Source organism: Polaromonas sp. (genome assembly GCF_036676035.1).
Classification (GTDB): Bacteria; Pseudomonadota; Gammaproteobacteria; order Burkholderiales; family Burkholderiaceae_C; genus Polaromonas.
On sequence record NZ_JAKFDR010000099.1, the window covers coordinates 58,574 to 76,749 of the forward strand.

Consider the following 18,176-nt stretch of genomic DNA (forward strand, 5'->3'; position numbering starts at 1 on the left):
CCAGAGGTCCAGGGTGCTCACATTACATCAGGGAGGCTCAGTGCCGCAGCGCCGGGGCCGCCGCCCGGGCTGGGCGGGTTTGATCCAGGGGCTGGGGCAGCAAGGTGGCCTGCGTGAGCTGGTCATCGCCAAAGTAGCGGGCCGCCACGGCCTTGACCTCATCGCCGCTGACCGTGCGCAGACGGGCGATCAGGCGCGCGCCGGCATCCAGCGGCAAACCCAGGACCCAATGGGAACCCAGCTCCCGCGCCTGGCTGAACACCGAATCGAGCTTGTAGATTTCGCTGGCCACCCACTGGGTTTTGACACGGTTCAGCTCGGCCTCGCTCACGCCGTCACGGGCAATCAGCGTCACCTGCTGGCGCAGCGCATCGGCGACCTGCTGCGCGGTTTTACCCTCGGCCGGCACACCATCGAGCATGAAAACCTGGGGCCCACGCCCCATCAAGCCATTGGACGCGCCGGCGCTGTCGGCCATTCGCCCGGCGCCCTGCACCAGCGCACGCTCCAGCCGCGCACCGCTGTAGCCATCGAGCACGGCCGCCAGCACCGTCAGGGCCAGGGCGTCGCGGCCGGCCTGCGCAGTGGGGCTGCTGGCGGTCGCGGCGGCTTCGGCCGGATCGGCCAGATCGCGCGCGTCCAGCGCCGGCACCTTGAAAGCCAGGCTCACATAGGCCTGGCTGGCACTGGCCTTGAAGTCCAGCCGGCGCAGACCGGTTTGCAGTGGTTCGAGGCGCGGCTTGCGCACCGGCGTGGCCTGCGCCGGGATGCGGCCATAGTATTTTTCAGCCAGCTGCCGCACTTGGGGCCCGTCCACATCACCGGCCACCACCACGGCGGCGTTGCCCGGCACATACCAGCGGCGGTAAAAGTCGCGCACATCGTCGGGCGTCATCGCATCCAGATCGCTCATCCAGCCCACCACCGGCCGGCGGTACGGGGAGGCGGTAAACATCATGGCGGTAGCCGCCTCGTGCATCAGTGCATGCGGTGAATCTTCGGTGCGCAGGCGGCGCTCTTCCTTGATCACTTCGATTTCGCGCTTGAACTCGTCATCGGCCCACTGGTTGCGGGCAAAGCGGTCGGCCTCCAGCCGCATCACCGCCTCCAGCTGGCTGGCGGGTATTTGCTGGTGGTAAGCGGTAGCATCACGACTGGTGAAGGCGTTCTCGCGTCCGCCCAGGACCGCCACGCGCCGCGAAAACTCCCCGGGCTTGAGGTCGGGCGTGCCCTTGAACATCATGTGCTCCAGCGCATGCGCCACGCCGGAGGTGCCGTCCACCTCGTCCATGGAGCCCACACGCACCCACAGCATATGGGCCACGGTGGGCGCCCGGCGGTCGGGTTTGACGATCACCGTCAGGCCATTGGCCAGCGTGAACTGTTCAACTTTGGCGGGTGCTTGGGCAAAGAGGGCGGGCGCAAAAAACAGGGCAAAAACAAAAGCGAGGACAGGGGCTAGGAACGGAACAGGCATCGTGATAGGAAGTTTCAAAGAGGGAGCAAAGGGGGCCGGCGGGCTGTTTCATAGAATAGTGTGACTCCAAAGCACATCCAATGTTCAGTTTCTTCAAGAAAAAAGCCCCCCCTTCAGCGCCCGCGCCGGCCCCAGCCACGTTAGCCACGCCAACGACACCTGCCGCGCCCGGCCTGATCGGCAGCGCGCTGGTCGCCCCGATCGAAATCCCGGCAGCGGACGCGCTGCCGCCCGAGCGGCTGCGCTGGCTCGGCAAGCTCAAGGCCGGCCTGCGCAAGACCGGCTCCAGCATTTCCAGCGTCTTTACCGGCAGCCAGATCGACGACGCGCTGTATGAAGACCTGGAGTCCGCCCTGCTGATGGCCGATGCCGGCGTGAAAGCCACCGAGCACCTGCTGGACGAGGTCAAGCGCCGGGTCAAGGAGGGCGGCGTGACGCACCCGGTGGCGGTCAAGAACGTGCTGATCGAAGCCATCGCGCAACTGTTGAAACCGCTGGAACAACCGCTGGTGATCGGCCAGTACCAGCCCACGGTCATCATGGTGGCAGGCGTCAACGGCGCCGGCAAGACCACCTCGATCGGCAAGCTGACGCGCCATCTGGCCAGCGAAGGCGCCTCGGTGCTGCTGGCCGCTGCGGATACCTTTCGCGCCGCCGCGCGCGAGCAGCTCAGCATCTGGGCGGACCGCAACACCGTGGAGATCATTAGCCAGGAAGGCGGCGATCCGGCGGCCGTGAGCTTTGACGCCGTCAGTGCCGGCAAGGCGCGCGGCAAGGACGTGGTGCTGGTCGACACCGCCGGCCGCCTGCCGACGCAGCTGCACCTGATGGAAGAGCTGCGCAAGATCAAGCGGGTGGTGCAGAAAGCCGATGCCACCGCGCCCCATGAGGTGCTGCTGGTGATCGACGGCAACACCGGCCAGAATGCGCTGGCCCAGGTCAAGGCCTTTGACGACGCGCTGCAGCTGACCGGCCTGATCATCACCAAGCTGGACGGCACGGCCAAGGGTGGCGTGCTCGCGGCGATCGCGCTGTGGGCGCACGAGCGTGCCAAAGCTTCGCCGGGCTTGCGGCCTGCGCCGGTTTACTTCATCGGTGTCGGCGAAAAACTCGAAGACCTCGAGACCTTCAGCGCCAGGGAGTTCGCACAGGCGCTGCTGGCCTGAAGTTTTATGCGCCGCGCCGTCAACCAGACACAACCAGACACATCAGCACACCGGAAAATGCGAAGCCAGCCTGGTGCGACAGTGGCCCGTCACAGCGCCTGTACGCCAGCCACACTCATGATTTTTTCGACAGCACGCTGACATAGTCATGCGCCTGCGTGTTGATGGTCGAAATCCGGTACTCCACCGGTTTGTCACCGAAGGTCAGCGCTAGCCGGTGCACTTCCATGACCGGCGAGGCAGCCGGGACGGCCAGAACACGCGCCACGGTCGCACCTGCCGCCGTGGCGCGGGCCCGCTCCTGAGCCCGCAGCACGGTAATGCCGAAATCCGTCTGGTAAAGCGCGTAGACGGTGCTGGGCCGCTCGACAAAACGCTTTTCCGTGAGGTTGCGGAACATGGCGGCAGACAATGCCAGCTTGTCGTGCACCACCACACGCCCGCGCAGTCCCAGCTTGTTTTCTATTCTGAAAACGGGCTCACCCGGTTTGATTCGCAATGCCTTCGCTTCGGTTTCGTCGGCCCTGTCACGCGCAAAGCCAATGCAGGCGATCTCGGGAAACTCCTGCTCACGCGGGCTATCGTCGTCTTCCGGGTTCCAGCGCGGCTCCACATGGAAAAACTGGAACATGAAACGGGCTTTGTTGTGCGGCGCCACAAAGGTGCCTTTGCCCTGGCGCCGCACCAGCACATGTTCATGCACCAGTTCGTCCACGGCATGGCGCAAGGTGCCTATGCTGACCTGCAAGGCCAATGCAAGCGCTGCTTCGCTGGGTAGGGATTTACCCGGTCCATAGTGCCCGGCTTCAATGATTTTCTGCAGCTCGCGCTTGACCTGGCGGTACAGCGGCAGCGACTCGGCCCCGGTCGGCGGCTCCAGACGTCTGGGTTTGTTTTTTATCTCCACCGCCCCATTGGAACACCGGTGGCCAACGCCGTGCAAGTCATTTAGATGACTTGATTGACAAGCCTTGGCCCGTCCTTAGACTGGCGATTCGATTTAACTTCGGACCCTTGGAAACCCAATGATTCATTTCGTATTGCATGATGCCAAAGACACCGTGGCAGTCGTGGTGGTGGAAGGTGTGAAGTCAGGCACTGACATGACCGGCTGGATCATGGATGAAGATCGCATGATCAATGTGAAAGCGCAGCAGGACATCCCGATTGGCCACAAGGTGGCCCTGAAAGACATGGCCCCGGGGGACACCGTCTGGAAGTACGGCATCGACATGGGCAAGGTCGTGGCCGGCATCAAGGCCGGCCAGCACGCCCACGTGCACAACATCAAGACCAAACGCTGGTAGGCCGACGAAGGGCGAAAAGAGGGGCCCCGCGCAGCGGGGATCGGGCCCGTAGTCGGCCTGCGGCTCACAGGGCCGCAATCATCACATCAAGGATTCAACATGTCAGTCATCAACAAAGACACCACCTTCCTGGGCTATCGCCGCGAAAATGGCCGCGTCGGTGTGCGCAACCACGTGATCATTCTTCCGCTGGACGATCTGTCCAATGCCGCCGCCGAAGCCGTGGCCCACAACATCAAGGGCGCGATGGCGATTCCGCATCCCTATGGCCGGCTGCAGTTTGGCGCCGACCTGGAGCTGCACTTTCGCACGCTGATCGGCGCCGGCTGCAACCCCAATGTCGCGGCCGTCGTTGTCATCGGTATCGAGGACAGCTGGACCAAGCAGGTGGTGGACGGCATCGCCAAGACGGGCAAGCCGGTGGCGGGCTTTGGCATTGAAGGTCACGGCGACCACGACACCATCCTGCGTGCCTCCAAGGCCGCGCGCGAGTATGTGCAGTGGGCCAGCGAAAAACAGCGCGAGGTCTGCGGCATTGCCGAGCTGTGGGTGTCCACCAAATGCGGCGAGTCCGACACCACCTCCGGCTGCGGCGCCAACCCGACCGTCGGCAACGCCTTCGACAAGCTGCACCCGCTGGGCAACTACCTGTGCTTCGGTGAAACCTCGGAGATCACCGGTGGTGAAAAAATAGTCGCCGAACGCTGCGCCAGCGATGCCGTTCGTGACCAGTTCATGTTCATGTTCAACCGCTACCAGGCCATGATAGACCGCCACAAGACCAGCGATCTGTCGGACTCGCAGCCGACCAAGGGCAATATCGCCGGCGGCCTGACCACCATCGAAGAAAAAGCCCTGGGCAACATCCAGAAAATCGGCAAAAAATGCACGGTGGACGGCGTCATCGACAAGGCGGAGATGCCGACCCATCCCGGCCTGTGGTTCATGGACTCGTCCAGCGCCGCCGCCGAAATGGTCACCCTGTGCGCCGCATCGGGCTATGCCCTGCACTTCTTTCCCACCGGCCAGGGCAATGTGATCGGCAACGCGATTGTCCCCGTCATCAAGATCTGCTCCAACCCGCGCACCGTGCGGCTGATGAGCGAGCACATTGACGTGGACACGTCAGGGCTGCTGCAACGCGAGATCACCCTGGATCAGGCCGGCGACAAGCTGCTGGAAAACATGCTGCGCACGGCGAACGGGCGCCAGACGGCGGCAGAGGCGCTGGGCCACCGCGAGTTTGTTCTGACGCGCCTCTTTGAAAGCGCCTGAGGCCGTGGCGACCCGCGCCCGTATCGTCATCAGCGAGTTCATGGACGAGCGCGCGGTCGCTCAGTTGGCGGCTGTGCACGACGTGTTGTACGACCCCCAGCTGGTGGACGATGCCACCCGCCTGCTCACCGAGGCCCGGCGTGCCGACGTGCTGATCGTGCGCAATCGAACCCAGGTGCAGGGCGCACTGCTCGCCGCACTGGGTCAATGCAAGCTGGTGGGCCGGCTGGGCGTGGGACTGGACAACATCGACGTCAGCGGCTGTGCGGCCAAAGGCATCCAGGTCATTCCCGCCACCGGCGCCAATGCCCTGAGCGTGGCCGAATACGTGATGGCGAGCGCGATGCTGTTGCTGCGCGGCGCCTATGCATCGACGCAAGCCGTGGCCACCGGCCAGTGGCCACGCAATGCCCTGAGCAATGGCCGGGAGACCGCGGGCCAGACGCTGGGCATCATAGGCTTCGGCTCGATCGGGCAAACCACGGCGCGTCTGGCGCAAGGTCTGGGCATGAAGGTGATGGCGTTTGATGCGATGCTCCAGCCCGATGCACCGGTGTTCTCGCAAAACGGCGTGTGCTTCGCCGGCCTGGATGAACTCGTCAGCCAGGCCGACGTGGTCACGCTGCACGTTCCGCTGGTAGACACGACACGTGGCCTCTTCAATGCCGCGCGAATTGCGGCGATGAAAAAAGGCGCGGTGCTCATCAATACCTCGCGCGGCCACATCGTGGACCTGGCGGCCGTGGCGGCGGCACTCCAGTCCGGTCATTTGGGCGGTGCCGCCATTGACGTGTTTGATGTGGAGCCCCTGCCCGCCAATGCGGCGCTGCAGGACTGCCCGAACCTGCTGCTCACGCCGCATATCTCCGGCGTCAGTCTGGAGGCCAATGAACGGGTATCGTTCATGATCGCCGACAAAGTGCTGGAGAGTCTGAAGTAATGGCCCAACTGTCCATGGAAGAGGCAAACCGTCTCGTGGTGCGTGCGCTGCGCAAGGCAGGCGCGGGCCAAGCCATGGCGGCCAGCACCGCCAACGCGCTGATCAGGGCCGAGGCCCAGGGCCTGGCCTCGCACGGCCTGAGCCGTGTGCCGCAATACGCCACCCACTTGCGCAATGGCCGGGCCGACGGCAGCGCGCTGGCGGTGGTGGCACGGCACAAAGGCGCGGCCGTGCTGGTGGATGCCCGGCAGGGCCTGGCCTTTCCGGCCTGCGAACTCGCCGTCGCTACAGCGATCACCACGGCCCAGACGCTGGGCGTGTGTTTTGCCGGCGTCACCAACAGCCACCACTGCGGTGTGCTGGTCGACCATCTGCGCGCCGTGGCCGACGCCGGCATGGTGGGGCTGGGTTTTGCCAACTCGCCGGCAGCCATGCCTGCAGCCGGCGGCAAACATGCGATCTTTGGCACCAATCCGGTGGCCGCTGTCTTCCCGCGAAAAAGTGCCGACCCGCTGATGATTGACCTGTCGCTCAGCGAAGTCGCGCGCGGCAAGCTGATGGTCGCCGCCAAGGAAGGCCGGCCCATTCCCCTGGGTTGGGCGTTGGACAACCAGGGCCATCCGACCACCGACCCGAAGGCCGGGTTGGCCGGCGCCATGCTGCCGCTGGGCGCCGTCAGCAGCCCCAAAGGCTCGATGCTGGCGCTGCTTGTCGAGCTGCTGGTGACGGCCGTCGTGGGGGCGCAGTTCGGCTTTGAGGCGTCCTCGTTTTTTGTCGACGAAGGCAACCAGCCGCGCATAGGGCAGTCCTTCGTGGTGATTGACCCGGGCGCACTGGCCGGCAGCGATGTGTATTACGAACGCATGGAAACGCTGATTGCCGAAATGCTGCTCGATGACGGTGTGCGCCTGGCAGGCGCTCGCAGAATTAGCCTGGAGCAAGAAGCGAAACATTCAGGTCTGACCATTCCTGATGCACTGAAACACCAGCTCGACATGCTGGCGGCATAGGCTTGTTCACGCGGCACGCGTGCAGGTGCGGTACGGGCAGGCCTCAACATAAGCAAGTTAAGGAGACAACATGGAGACAAACATGAAACGCCGAGACATCGTATTGGCTTCTGCCGGCGCCGCTTTGGCCACGGTGTCGACTTGGGGCCTGGCCCAGGGCTTTCCCAAGCCGGGCACGACCATCAAATATGTCGTGCCCTTTGCGCCCGGCGGCTTGACCGACGTGATGGCCCGTATCGTGGCGCAGAAACTCAGTGAGGCCTGGAAAGTTTCGGTGATCGTGGAAAACAAGGCCGGCGGCAATGCACAGATCGGCGCGGAGCAGGTGGCCAAGTCCGCGCCCGACGGCAGCAGCCTGCTGGCCATCACGCTCACGCATGCAGCCAACGTCACCTTGTTTCCGAACGCACCCTACAGCTTTACCAAGGACCTGCGGCCGGTCGCGCTGCTGGCCGGCTCACCGATGCTGGTGGTGGTGCCGACAGGCAGTCCGATCAAGGACTTCAAGGACTTGATCGCGGTCTCCAAAAGCCGGCGGCTCAATGCCGGCTCCAGCGGCAACGGCACGCCGCCGCATCTGACCATGGCGCTGTTCAACGATCTCAACAAAACGCAGATGACCCATGTGCCCTACCGCGGTGGCGCGCCGTCCATGACCGATTTGATCGGTGGCCAGCTCGATGTGATTTTCTCCAACTTCCCGGAATCGATTGCGCACGTCAAGGGCGGCAAGTTGCGTGCATTGGCCATTTGCAGCCTGAGCCGCCACCCCACGGTGCCCGACGTGCCGACGGCCATGGAAGCAGGCATGCCCGGCCTCTTCGTCGAAAATTGGACGGCTGCGATGATCCAGGCCAAGACGCCCGATGCCATCGTGGACCGTTACTCGCGCGAAATGATCAAGATCATGTTCAGCGCCGATATGGAGGAACGCGCCAGGCAGCAGGGTTTCCGCGTCACGCAAAAGGGAGCCAGCGACTTCGCCGTCTTCCTGAAAAACGAGGTAGACCGCTGGAGCCGCATCATCAAGACCGCGAAAATCACGGCGACCTGATAGCGAATTTACGCAAGCGCCGGGTTCAGCTGGGCACAAGCCGGTAATTCCCCTGCTTTCTTAAACAGCTTCAATGCATTAAACCTAGTAACCGCAGTTGACCGCTCATTGACCGCTGGCAAGACCGCATGAACACCCACTTATCCGCTCACGCACAAGTTCACCTTTTGGGTGAGAGCGCTACGCACCCGATTGAGCCGCCCTGGCGCGCGCTGGCGGCGTTGCTCCTCCTTGCAGGCATCAGCCTGCTGCCTCGTCTCGCCTTGCCAGCCCACCCCATGACGGCTCACTCGGGCACGTCCAACTGCGGTTTCTAGGTTAAAGTCTCACCGCAGCCGGGCGCATTTCCGGCTCTGGAGGCCCCATGAACAGCACCACGACACCCACCCCTGCCGCCGAGCCCCGCCGGGTTGACCAGTTGCTGGCGCATTACGGCGAGAGCCACCAGCACCCGACCAACGAACTGATCCATTTCATGGCCATCCCGCTGATCATGCTGAGCCTGGTCGGCATGCTGTTCGCCCTTCACCCCTATGTGGCCTACGCCTTTGTGGCGGCCAGCATGGTCTATTACGCCCGGCTGTCCCTGGTGTTTTTGCTGACCATGATGTTGGGCTCGGTCCTCGTGCTGGCGCTGGTCCATGCCATGGGTGCAATGGTGCTCAAGTTGTCCGTGGTCATTTTTGTCGGCGCCTGGATCATGCAGTTCGTCGGGCACAAGCTCGAAGGCAAAAAACCCTCGTTTTTTGAAGACCTGCAGTACCTGTGGGTAGGCCCCCTGTTTGTCCTGAGCAAACTGTTCATCAAGCTCGGCATCCGCTGGTAGCCCCAAAAAACCCCAAGGCTCTGACGGATGGGGCAGCTGCCGGCTTGAAAAACGCGGCGACCGTCCCGATCTGTGAATTTTCCCAAGGACTCCTCACGTGCCCAGCCTGTTTAGCCGCATTCTCCGTTTTGCCCTGCGTCTGGTTTTAGGCTTGTTCGCGGCAGTCTTCGCCCTCAGCCTGCTGCTGGCTGCCCTGGTGGTTCTGGCAATCAGCCTGCTGGCCTCCCTGATCACCGGCCGCAAACCCAAGCCTGCCATGGTGTTTGGCCGTTTCCAGCGGTTTTCTTCCCAGAGGATGTGGCCCGGTGGCAGCTCAGCGACTGGCAGTGCCGCCCGAGCCCATGATGTGGTTGACGTGGAAGTGCGTGAAGTCCGCGACGACAAGCGCCTGCCCGGCGGGCAAGCGGATGGCTGAATTCCTTTTCTTGTCTTAAAGGGCGTTGATGAGTCCATCGCAAACCGCTTCTATCAGTCTGCGGGCTTTTTCGAGGTCAAGACCCGATTGCTTGGCGAGCAACAAGGGGCCTTGGGTATCAGTTTGAGGTATCAATATGCCAATCAAGCGTTCGAGGGCCGGCTTGTCCAACAGCAGCGCGATGTCGCGGCCCAGCAGACGAGCGCCGGTGGCTTCGTGATCGTAATCTTCCGCCATGAACAGATCGCCATGGTCGCGCGCCGCGCGGTCAATATTGTCGCAATCCATATAGCTTCGCAGATACAGCAGCAGGTCATCCGCGTCTCGCCCGGGGTGGCTATGTTTGCGGTCTTGCCAGGCGGTCACCTTGAGCAGAGCGAGCGCGGGAATCGAAGCAACACGCACCGTCACCGCCTGGGGCAGCAGCACAGATACGGTCGCATTGAATGCCTCGCGCGCGCCAAAACAATCGAACACCGTACTCTGATCGGGCGGCCAGGCAATGGTGCGGTCGGCGCGCTCGATGCCGCCAAAAGGCACGATATCCAGGGGCAAGCCACTTTGGTGACGCAGCCTGTGTGTGGCTGAGCCGGGGCGCTCCGAAAAATCATCGCCCTCTATCAGCGCTGCGCGCAGCGCGGCAAAAGACGCCCAGTCCGGCACCATCACCGCAAAATCCACATCTTTGGTCTGGCGTCCGGGCTCGATGTTATGAACATGGCGCAGCATCACGTCGCGTGCTGCGGCGCCCATCAAAAAGAAATCGACGTCCATAGGCTGAGCCACTCTTTGCAAAGAGCCCACCACCTGCGCCAACGGCACCAGGTCAGCCTTCGGTGAGAGGTCGAGCGACATAAGCGTCATAAATCATTTTGGCTGTCTCAATACAGCGGGCATCCCCCGTCGCCAGCAAGTCGGCATACACCAGCAACGGCGGCACGAGGTTGTTATGGCGAGGGTCACCGGGGAAATTCCAGAATCGCTTGCGTACTTCCACCACGGCCGTATGGCCGGGCGCAGGCTCTTTCATGAACTTTTGGCGAGCGGCCAACAGGCCAGGCAACTTGTCGGCGTAGAGAGTCAAGACACCGGGGCGCAGGTAATCTGTCAAAACAGCGGCAGCGGGCTCGCCCCCCCACAAGGCACCGTATTCGGCAAGTGGCCAGTCTTTCCAGCCTTCCAGCGTGGGCACATAGTAGCGGCCGAGCAACGTACGGGGCCGCAATACACGTGCGTAGGTGGTGACCCACTCGTCAAGCAAACGTTCAAGCTCGAAGAGCCGGCGCGTGCCACGTTTGCCCTTGAGGTCACGCACATAGCCCAGTTGCTGCAAGTCCGGGATCACCCAGCCGACGGTGCCGTGCGCCACGCCAGCCATTTCAGCCAATTCCCGGTAGGGGCGATTGACGGCCTGAGGGTTGCATAACAAGGTGAACAGCACCTGCAGTCCGGTGGGCTGGAAGGCGCGGCCAGCCGTCATGGCAGCGGGTTTGGCGGCCAACTTTTGCCCCTTGACCCAGACCAGGAGCGGCCCCTGCTCAAGGTACGCATTGCCTGCTGTGTCTAAAAAAGCGATATGCCTCGCCTTCAGCTCGTCCGCCAGCGGAGGCGTGACGTAGTCCGTGACCAGCATCGCCTGCTGCCCCAGGCGTTCCAGCTGCTGCAGTGCGGCGCCCAGCGTGGCGGGATGCAGCGTACGGCGCACTTCAACGGCATAAAGCACTTCCTGCCCGCCGTGGGTGACACGCACCAGCGCGTCCGCGCGGGTTCGGCCAAGCTGGGGGTTGCGCTGCACAATTTCCACGGCGACACCCAAGCCCTGCGCCGCTTCGATAGCGGCGTCCAGCAGGGCGTGCTCGGTACCAAGAGTTGTTTTGTCCATTTATTTTATTGTCCATTTATTATGGACAAGTGTCAATAATGGACAAATAAGAGTAGGGTGCAGCAAAAAATCTTATTTTGTCCACCAAATTAGACTGTTTATTAAAAGTGGACAGATCGAAATACTGAACAAACAACTTCACACCCGATCAACCCACGTCGCCGGCGCTCTTCAGGTGTGGCGCACCTTCTCGCCCGATATCTGAAGGATATTTGCCAGCTCCAGCTTTTTGGCAACCGACTGAACCGCGACTTGCGTGGTGCCCTTGCCCAGCATCGACTCTAGGTGCCGCAGAAAAGACTTGAGGGGGACTACGCTGCCAGAGCCGTGACAAGACCATTGCCATCGAACGCATCCAACAGCATCAAGGTGACTCCAAGATTGTTCGCGACTTTAGTGGCGTGCTCTAGTTCGGCAGCTTGCAACTCCGCGACGTCGATTAGTGTGTCGCAGCTTCCGTCTCTAGCCCGCAGTCGCGCAAGGATTGCCGCAGGGTCATCACGGTAGCAGATCAGCTTCGTAATACCAAGGGCGCGAAATACCGAAAGCGAGACGCACTCAATACCACCGGATGTACTACGAAGGGCGAAGTGTCCATCAAGCAGAATTTTCTGAGGTTGATCCGATAACACCCGAGTTAACGCACGGATCAGCAAGCTTTGGTTAACGTCAACATTTGCAACAGTTTTATCCGTTGGCTGAAGCAGCCTGAAGAGGCCCAGCCCTCCTTAAAACCGCTTAAATCGCTATTGAATTAGTAGCTGCGTTATCCCGTCCTTATTAGGCTAAAGGCCAATTTGACCTTCAAATTCGGGTTTTGTGCAGCCAGACGGCTTGGCAGGGGCAAGCCACCCAAAATCCCCCTCAAACCCGGTCAACTGCAGTCAAACGGTATTTTCAGCATCAAATCAGACATCAGCCCAATGACTACGGGCGCGGCCAGCTACCAGATCAATAGCAAACAGGCATCGGCCCCAGGGCACCCCCCCGCTGCCCTTTACAAACCCGCAACCTAGGAGCCTGAACTAAAACCCTTCAGGCCAGTCATATCGGAAAAACCAAGGGTTTTTACTGATTAGCCTCGCGCTATCCGAGTCATTGAACCTATTGCTTAGCACTCTCTCCAATGGAGTGCTAATATTTCAGCCTCAACGAAAGGAATCCTCTCATGACGGTTCACATCGGAGCGCCGCAGACCGCGCTGGCAGTTACCAGCCCTTGGGCCAACTCATCGATCATCTTGCCTCCGCTGGGCAATCTGGATGCCTATATTTCGGCAGTCAATCGCCTGCCCATGCTGAGCTTGGCTGAAGAGCAGGAATACGCCAGAAAACTCAAGAACAACAACGATCTTGAGGCTGCCGGTAAGTTAGTGCTCTCTCACTTGCGATTGGTCGTGTCGGTTTCCCGCAAATACCTGGGCTACGGCCTGCCGCATGGCGACCTGATCCAGGAAGGCAATATTGGCCTGATGAAGGCCGTCAAGCGCTTCGACCCCGACCAGGGCGTTCGGCTGGTCAGCTATGCCCTGCACTGGATCAAGGCCGAGATTCATGAGTACATCCTGAAAAACTGGCGCATGGTCAAAGTGGCCACCACCAAGGCCCAGCGCAAGCTGTTTTTCAACCTGCGTTCGATGAAACAGGGCTTCAAGGACGGCGCCGATGCGGCCACCCACCGCAACACCCTGACCGAAGGCCAGATCGACGTGATGGCGCGGGAGCTCAATGTCAAGCGCGAGGAAGTCATCGAGATGGAGCAGCGCATGTCGGGTGGCGACGTGCTGCTGGACCCGAGCCCGAGCGACGACGGTGAAGACGCATTTGGCCCGATTGCCTACCTGTCGGACGCCACGCACGAGCCCACCGCCCTGCTGGAGAGCCGCCAGCGCGACGTGCTGGCCAGCGACGGCATCACGGCCGCCCTGCAGGAGCTTGATCCACGCGCGCGCCGCATTGTGGAAGAGCGCTGGCTCAAGGTCAACGACGATGGTTCGGGCGGCATGACGCTGCATGACCTGGCCGCCGAATACGGCGTGAGTGCCGAACGCATTCGCCAGATTGAAGCGGCCGCCATGAAGAAAATGAAGAAAGTGCTGGCGACTTACGCCTGAGACTGGCTCCTGACCTGATTCAGGCCTGAAAAAGCCTGCCCCATCCAGGGTGCAGGCTTTTTTTGCCTGCATGAAACGACCCGCCTCAGGCCTTTTTGAGCAGCAGGCCGATGTCGGAGGCCAGCGCCTCGGCGCCGCTGCCGTAGCGGGTGTACAGGCGCACGCGCCCCTGAGTGTCAAAAATGTAGCTGCCGGCCGAGTGGTCCATGGTGTAGCTGCCCGGCGTTTTGCCCTCGACCTTTTTGTAGTAAATCTTGAAATCTTTGGCGACGGCGGGCAGTTGCTCCAGCGTCGGGCGCAGCGCCAGGAACGTGGGGTCGAAGTTGGCCATGTAGGCCTTGAGCACCGGCTGGGTGTCGCGCTCCGGATCCACCGAGATGAAGATGCCCTGCAGCTTGTCCCCGTTGGCGCCCAGCAGCTTTTTGACCTGGGCCAGCTCGGCCATGGAGGTCGGGCAGACATCCGGGCACTGGGTGTAGCCGAAAAACACCACGACCACCTTGCCCTGAAAGTCGCGGATGGCGCGTGGCTGGCCGTTGTGGTCCGTCAGCGCAAAATCCTTGGCGTAGTCGGCGCCGGTGATGTCGACGCTCCTGAACTGCGGCTTCTCCTCGAAACAGGCAGTCAAAACGCCCGTTGCCCCTGTCAACAGTGCGCCACCAGCTATTAATTTAATAGCGGATCGTTTGTTCATCAGGACGGTGTTCATACGAGGTAGTGATCCAGCAGCAGGGCTGCAAATAAAACGGACAAATGAATCAGTGAAAAGCGAAAGGTCTTGCGTGCCAGCGCGTCCGAGTAATTGCGCCACAAACGCCAGCCGTACCAGCTAAAGCCGGCGCTGAGCCCCAACGCCGCCACCAGGTAGAGCCAGCCGCTCATCTGGAACACAAACGGCATCAGGCAGGCGGCAAACAGCACCAGCGTGTACAAAAACACCTGCAGCCGCGTGAACTCGTTGCCGTGCGTGACCGGCAGCATGGGCAGGCCGGACTTGCGGTAGTCTTCGACGCGGTACAGCGCCAGCGCCCAGAAGTGCGGCGGCGTCCACAAGAAAATGATGAGGAACAGAATCAGCGCTTCGGGCCCGACCGAGCCCGTCATGGCGGCCCAGCCCAGCACCGGCGGCATGGCGCCCGAAGCCCCGCCGATCACGATGTTTTGCGGCGTCAGCGGCTTGAGAATCACGGTGTAAACCACGGCGTAGCCCACGAAGGTGGCAAAGGTCAGCCACATCGTCAGCGGGTTGACCCAGGTGTACAGAATCCACGACCCCAAGGCGCACAGGCCGGCTGAAAACGCCAGCGTGAGCGGGTTGCTGAGCTCGCCCTTGGCCGTGGGCCGCCAGGCCGTGCGCCGCATCTTCGCGTCAATTTGCTGTTCGACCAGGCAGTTGAAAGCCGCCGCCGCGCCTGCCACCAGCCAGATACCGGCACAGGCCACCAGCGCCAGCTTCACATCGGCCCAGGTGGGCACACCGGGCACGGCCAGCACCATGCCAATCAGGGCGCAAAACACAATGAGCTGCACCACGCGCGGTTTGGTCAGGGCGTAAAACTGCGCCCATCGGGAAGGCGCGCGGCTCACAGGCGTGGGCAGGGGAACAGGCTGGTCGGGGGAATTCATGCGGACAATCTGGAAGCTTGCAATTTTGACGCACTCACCGGGCTTTGAGCGCTGCGGCTGGAAAAAAGGGCCCCGGTCAGGGTGACCACGAGGGCGCCCGCCCCGCCCGTGTGCAGCACCGCGGCCAGCAAGGGCCAGCCCAGCACCACATTGCTCAGGCCGGTGGCGGCCTGCAGCAGGGCCAAGCCGGCGACCCATCGCGCATAGCCGCGCAGGGCGTGCGACCGCCTGAGCGCAAACGCCAGCGCCAGCAGCGCGGCAAACACCGCATAAGCCATCAGGCGGTGCACATAATGAATGGCGGTCAGGGCCTGGAAGCTGATGTTTTCACCGTCATGGCCCGCCCCCAGCTCGCGCCAAAGCGTGAACCCCTGCTTGAAATCCATCGCAGGCCACAGCGAGTTCTGGCAGCTCGGGAAGTCGCTGCAGGCCAGCACCGCGTAATTGGTGCTCACCCAGCCGCCCAGCGCAATCTGCAGCCACAGCAGCGCAAAGGTGGCCATCAGAAAAAACCGTGTGCCAGCTTGCAGCGGCACCACCGGGCGCTCACCCGCCGCCTGGGCATAGCGCACCGACTGCGCCTCCAGCAGCGCCAGCAACACCAGGCCGCCCAGCAGGTGCAGGGTCACAATCACGGGAAACAGCTTCATGGTGACGGTCAGCGCGCCGAACGCGCCCTGCAGGCAGACCCACAGCAGCGTCACCGTGGGCCACCAAGGGCTGACCGGCACGCCACCTTGGTTGTGCTTGCGCTGCAGCCAGGTGGTGACCGCCAGCGTGAGGATCAGCACGCCGACGCCGGTGGCCAGGTAACGGTGGATCATCTCGATCCAGGCCTTACCGTGCGTAACCGGCCCGGTCGGCATTTCGGCCTGCGCCTTGCTGATCTCTACATGGGCGCCGCTGGGGCTGGCGCTGCCGTAGCAGCCGGGCCAGTCGGGGCAACCCAGGCCGGAGTCGGTCAGGCGGGTGAAGGCGCCAAACAGCACCAGGTCAAAGGTCAGAAACAGCGTCACCAGCGTGAGCACGCGCAGGCGATGCGCCACCGGCGCATTCTGGCTGCGCAGCCAGACCCAGGCCAGCGGGCCCAGCGCCACCAGCAGACCCACGATCATCAGGCGCAGCGTCGGGCTGAGGTTGTAAAGGTTTTGCGCGTCCATGTCTAAATAGAGCCGGCCATTGCCATGCGCGATGGAGTTCTAAACCCGCAAGGGCCGCGGAACCGGCTTAGCCGGACCATAGCAGTCACCACAGGGGTTTTATGCAAGCAGGGGCCGCGGAACCGGCTTCGCCGGGCCGCAGGCGCAGCGGCCCCCTCGGGGGGCAGCGCATTACACGAAGTGAAAAGCGTGGGGGCCATCACTTCAGCGTCCAGCTTTGTCCCAGCTGCCGGAGGCCCGCAGCAGACGCTCGAGGTCGCGCTTGGCCTTGGCGGCGCCGGCCGCATCCATGTGCGCCGGAAAGCGCATCATCCAGCTGCCCAGCGGGTCCACCAGATACAGATGGTCGGGCAGTTGCTGCCCGGCGGCCGGCGCCAGCCACTGGCCCAGCGCCGCCGCCGGCACCCGCAGCACCGTCGCCTCTTTGAGAGCCGGGCGCAGGCTGTCGGGCAGCGCGGCCGTGTCATTGACCAGCCAGACCCAGTCAAGCCGGTCTTTTTCCTTGCCCAGCGACTCGCGCAGCTGCCGCTGGAAATACAGGTGCTGCTGGCAGGCGGTGTCGCAGGCGCCGCCTGCCACGCTGAGCAGCAGCCATTGCCCTTTCAGCGCCGCCAGCTCACCGGCTTTTCCTTCAGGAGACAGCGTGGCCAGGACCGGCAGGGCGCGCTGCGGCTCGATCAGCTCGCCATAGTTGCGCCGGCCTTCCGGGCGAACCACGTAGTAGGTGAAATAGGAGGCGATCACCGGTGCGGCGCACACCAGCAGAACGGCCAGCATTTTCCAGCGCCCGGTGGTGGTCGCGGACGCCTGACTCAGCCGGGGCAGGGCATGCACGGTCAGGCCCAGCGGCTGGTCCTGCGCGGCGCGCGCGCCGGCCGGGGCGTGGCGGGCGGAAGAAGGTTCAGGTTGGTCGTTTTGCACGGCGATAAAGACCCAGGGGAAGAATCAGTTGAAACCAGACATACAGGATGACGAGCAGCGCGCACAGGCCAAACCACTGGAAGGCGTAACCATGGTGCTTGTCCACGCCCAGATTGGCGGCGGGCCAGTCGCGCAGCAAACCTTCGCTGGCCGCGCCGGTCTGCAGCAGCGACGCGCCCAGCAGCGGCAAACCGGTTTCCGCAGCGAAAGCGCCGATATCGAGATTTTGCCGGATAGGCCCCAAGTCCGCGCCCTTGAACGCATAGAGCCTGGACGGCGGCGGGGCGATACGCCCTTGCACCGTCACCAGCCCGGACGGCGTGAGCACCTCGGGCAGACGGCTGCGGTCCGAAAAATCCCGGGGCACCCAGCCGCGCTGCACCACGATGGCCTGCGTGCTGCCTTCGAGCACCAGCGGCGTGAGCACCCAGAAGCCCGGCTTGCCATGCATGGGCCGGTTGTCCAGGTAGACCGTCTGCGCCGGCCGCCAGGCGCCTGTCAGCCGCGCTGGGCGGTACGTTAAATCTGCTATGTTTTTGCTAGCTATCAGCGCAGGATTATCAAGGGCCGGTAGCACTTCTTGTGCTTCAATCGCGGCCTGCTGCGCCTCCTTCTGGGCGGCCCGGCGCAACTGCCACTGGCCGAGCGAAAACGTGCCGCCGACCGCCAGCGCAGCCGCCAGCGTCAGCAGCCAGAACCTGCGCGTGCGCCAGGCCGCCTTCATGGCTTGACTCATGGGTGGATAATTCCGGGCATGAAGTACCTCATCGCACTGGCGTTTCTGGCCATCCTCGGCAGCCTGGCCTCTGCCCTGTTTTTCATGCTCAAAGACGGCACCGACGGCAAGGCCAAGACCAGCAACATGGCACGCGCCCTCGCGTTTCGCGTGGGCTTTTCGGTGTTGCTGTTCATCTGCATTCTGGTGGCGTGGAAATTGGGTTACATACAGCCCAGCGGGCTGCCGGTCGGTAAATAAAAAAAGGCCGCTTGGCGGCCTTTTTAGC

Annotated in this window: 20 protein-coding genes; 10 read left to right on the forward strand and 10 right to left on the reverse strand. The window is 62.7% G+C overall.

What is annotated here, in order from left to right:
• Nucleotides 1–37 precede the first annotated feature (37 nt).
• A complete protein-coding gene (locus V6M61_RS15080) occupies nt 38–1,477 on the reverse strand; it encodes a M16 family metallopeptidase (protein WP_332777396.1) in 1,440 nt (479 codons plus the stop codon).
• Nucleotides 1,478–1,557: 80 nt separating this feature from the next.
• Between V6M61_RS15080 and ftsY the strand changes: the two genes are divergently transcribed.
• Nucleotides 1,558–2,643 (forward strand): signal recognition particle-docking protein FtsY, encoded by a 1,086-nt coding sequence (gene ftsY / locus V6M61_RS15085; RefSeq protein WP_332777397.1) that lies wholly within the window; start codon nt 1,558–1,560, stop codon nt 2,641–2,643.
• Between the two features lie 115 nt (nt 2,644–2,758).
• On the opposite strand, the gene V6M61_RS15090 is transcribed toward ftsY, so the two are convergent.
• A complete protein-coding gene (locus V6M61_RS15090) occupies nt 2,759–3,550 on the reverse strand; it encodes a GntR family transcriptional regulator (protein WP_332777398.1) in 792 nt (263 codons plus the stop codon).
• A 118-nt stretch (nt 3,551–3,668) separates the two neighbouring features.
• On the opposite strand from V6M61_RS15090, the gene V6M61_RS15095 reads away from it, so the two are divergent.
• From V6M61_RS15095 to V6M61_RS15125, 7 genes are all read left to right on the forward strand, one after another.
• Nucleotides 3,669–3,950, forward strand: coding sequence for a flagellar biosynthesis protein FlgA (locus V6M61_RS15095; protein ID WP_332777399.1), 282 nt, complete (start codon nt 3,669–3,671; stop codon nt 3,948–3,950).
• Between the two features lie 99 nt (nt 3,951–4,049).
• Nucleotides 4,050–5,225 (forward strand): UxaA family hydrolase, encoded by a 1,176-nt coding sequence (locus tag V6M61_RS15100; protein WP_332777400.1) that lies wholly within the window; start codon nt 4,050–4,052, stop codon nt 5,223–5,225.
• A 40-nt stretch (nt 5,226–5,265) separates the two neighbouring features.
• The gene (locus V6M61_RS15105) at nt 5,266–6,165 is read left to right on the forward strand and encodes a hydroxyacid dehydrogenase (protein WP_332777451.1); all 900 of its coding nucleotides are present in this window, start codon (nt 5,266–5,268) and stop codon (nt 6,163–6,165) included.
• Nucleotides 6,165–7,175 (forward strand): Ldh family oxidoreductase, encoded by a 1,011-nt coding sequence (locus V6M61_RS15110; RefSeq protein WP_332777401.1) that lies wholly within the window; start codon nt 6,165–6,167, stop codon nt 7,173–7,175. Before V6M61_RS15105 ends, V6M61_RS15110 begins: the two co-directional genes overlap by 1 nt.
• Nucleotides 7,176–7,257: 82 nt before the next feature.
• On the forward strand, nt 7,258–8,229 hold the full coding sequence (locus V6M61_RS15115) for a Bug family tripartite tricarboxylate transporter substrate binding protein (protein WP_332777402.1): 972 nt from the start codon (nt 7,258–7,260) through the stop codon (nt 8,227–8,229).
• Between the two features lie 364 nt (nt 8,230–8,593).
• Nucleotides 8,594–9,055 carry an Mpo1 family 2-hydroxy fatty acid dioxygenase gene (locus V6M61_RS15120; protein ID WP_332777403.1) on the forward strand — a complete coding sequence of 154 codons (462 nt, stop codon included), beginning with the start codon at nt 8,594–8,596 and terminating at the stop codon, nt 9,053–9,055.
• Between the two features lie 97 nt (nt 9,056–9,152).
• The gene (locus V6M61_RS15125) at nt 9,153–9,470 is read left to right on the forward strand and encodes a hypothetical protein (RefSeq protein WP_332777404.1); all 318 of its coding nucleotides are present in this window, start codon (nt 9,153–9,155) and stop codon (nt 9,468–9,470) included.
• A gap of 15 nt (nt 9,471–9,485) precedes the next feature.
• Here the strand turns inward: V6M61_RS15125 and V6M61_RS15130 are convergent, their stop codons facing one another.
• From V6M61_RS15130 to V6M61_RS15140, 3 genes are all read right to left on the reverse strand, one after another.
• Entirely contained in the window at nt 9,486–10,325 is an 840-nt protein-coding gene (locus V6M61_RS15130; RefSeq protein WP_332777405.1) for a nucleotidyl transferase AbiEii/AbiGii toxin family protein, read from the reverse strand.
• Nucleotides 10,297–11,352, reverse strand: coding sequence for a type IV toxin-antitoxin system AbiEi family antitoxin (locus V6M61_RS15135; protein ID WP_332777406.1), 1,056 nt, complete (start codon nt 11,350–11,352; stop codon nt 10,297–10,299). Before V6M61_RS15135 ends, V6M61_RS15130 begins: the two co-directional genes overlap by 29 nt.
• A 311-nt stretch (nt 11,353–11,663) precedes the next feature.
• Complete coding sequence (locus tag V6M61_RS15140) at nt 11,664–12,008, reverse strand: hypothetical protein (RefSeq protein WP_332777407.1); 345 nt, start codon at nt 12,006–12,008, stop codon at nt 11,664–11,666.
• A gap of 512 nt (nt 12,009–12,520) precedes the next feature.
• Between V6M61_RS15140 and rpoH the strand changes: the two genes are divergently transcribed.
• Nucleotides 12,521–13,465, forward strand: coding sequence for an RNA polymerase sigma factor RpoH (gene rpoH / locus V6M61_RS15145; RefSeq protein WP_332777408.1), 945 nt, complete (start codon nt 12,521–12,523; stop codon nt 13,463–13,465).
• Between the two features lie 85 nt (nt 13,466–13,550).
• Here the strand turns inward: rpoH and V6M61_RS15150 are convergent, their stop codons facing one another.
• The 5 genes from V6M61_RS15150 to V6M61_RS15170 all read right to left on the reverse strand — a co-directional run bounded on the left by V6M61_RS15150 (nt 13,551) and on the right by V6M61_RS15170 (nt 17,908).
• A complete protein-coding gene (locus tag V6M61_RS15150) occupies nt 13,551–14,159 on the reverse strand; it encodes an SCO family protein (protein WP_332777409.1) in 609 nt (202 codons plus the stop codon).
• Nucleotides 14,160–14,170: 11 nt separating this feature from the next.
• On the reverse strand, nt 14,171–15,091 hold the full coding sequence (gene cyoE, locus V6M61_RS15155) for a heme o synthase (RefSeq protein WP_332777410.1): 921 nt from the start codon (nt 15,089–15,091) through the stop codon (nt 14,171–14,173).
• Nucleotides 15,088–16,251, reverse strand: coding sequence for a COX15/CtaA family protein (locus V6M61_RS15160; protein ID WP_332777411.1), 1,164 nt, complete (start codon nt 16,249–16,251; stop codon nt 15,088–15,090). The genes cyoE and V6M61_RS15160 overlap by 4 nt, the downstream gene beginning before the upstream one ends.
• A gap of 204 nt (nt 16,252–16,455) precedes the next feature.
• Entirely contained in the window at nt 16,456–17,172 is a 717-nt protein-coding gene (locus V6M61_RS15165; protein ID WP_332777412.1) for a hypothetical protein, read from the reverse strand.
• Nucleotides 17,153–17,908 (reverse strand): SURF1 family protein, encoded by a 756-nt coding sequence (locus V6M61_RS15170; protein WP_332777413.1) that lies wholly within the window; start codon nt 17,906–17,908, stop codon nt 17,153–17,155. Before V6M61_RS15170 ends, V6M61_RS15165 begins: the two co-directional genes overlap by 20 nt.
• Nucleotides 17,909–17,926: 18 nt before the next feature.
• On the opposite strand from V6M61_RS15170, the gene V6M61_RS15175 reads away from it, so the two are divergent.
• On the forward strand, nt 17,927–18,148 hold the full coding sequence (locus V6M61_RS15175) for a twin transmembrane helix small protein (protein ID WP_332777414.1): 222 nt from the start codon (nt 17,927–17,929) through the stop codon (nt 18,146–18,148).
• The last annotated feature ends 28 nt before the right edge of the window (nt 18,149–18,176 follow it).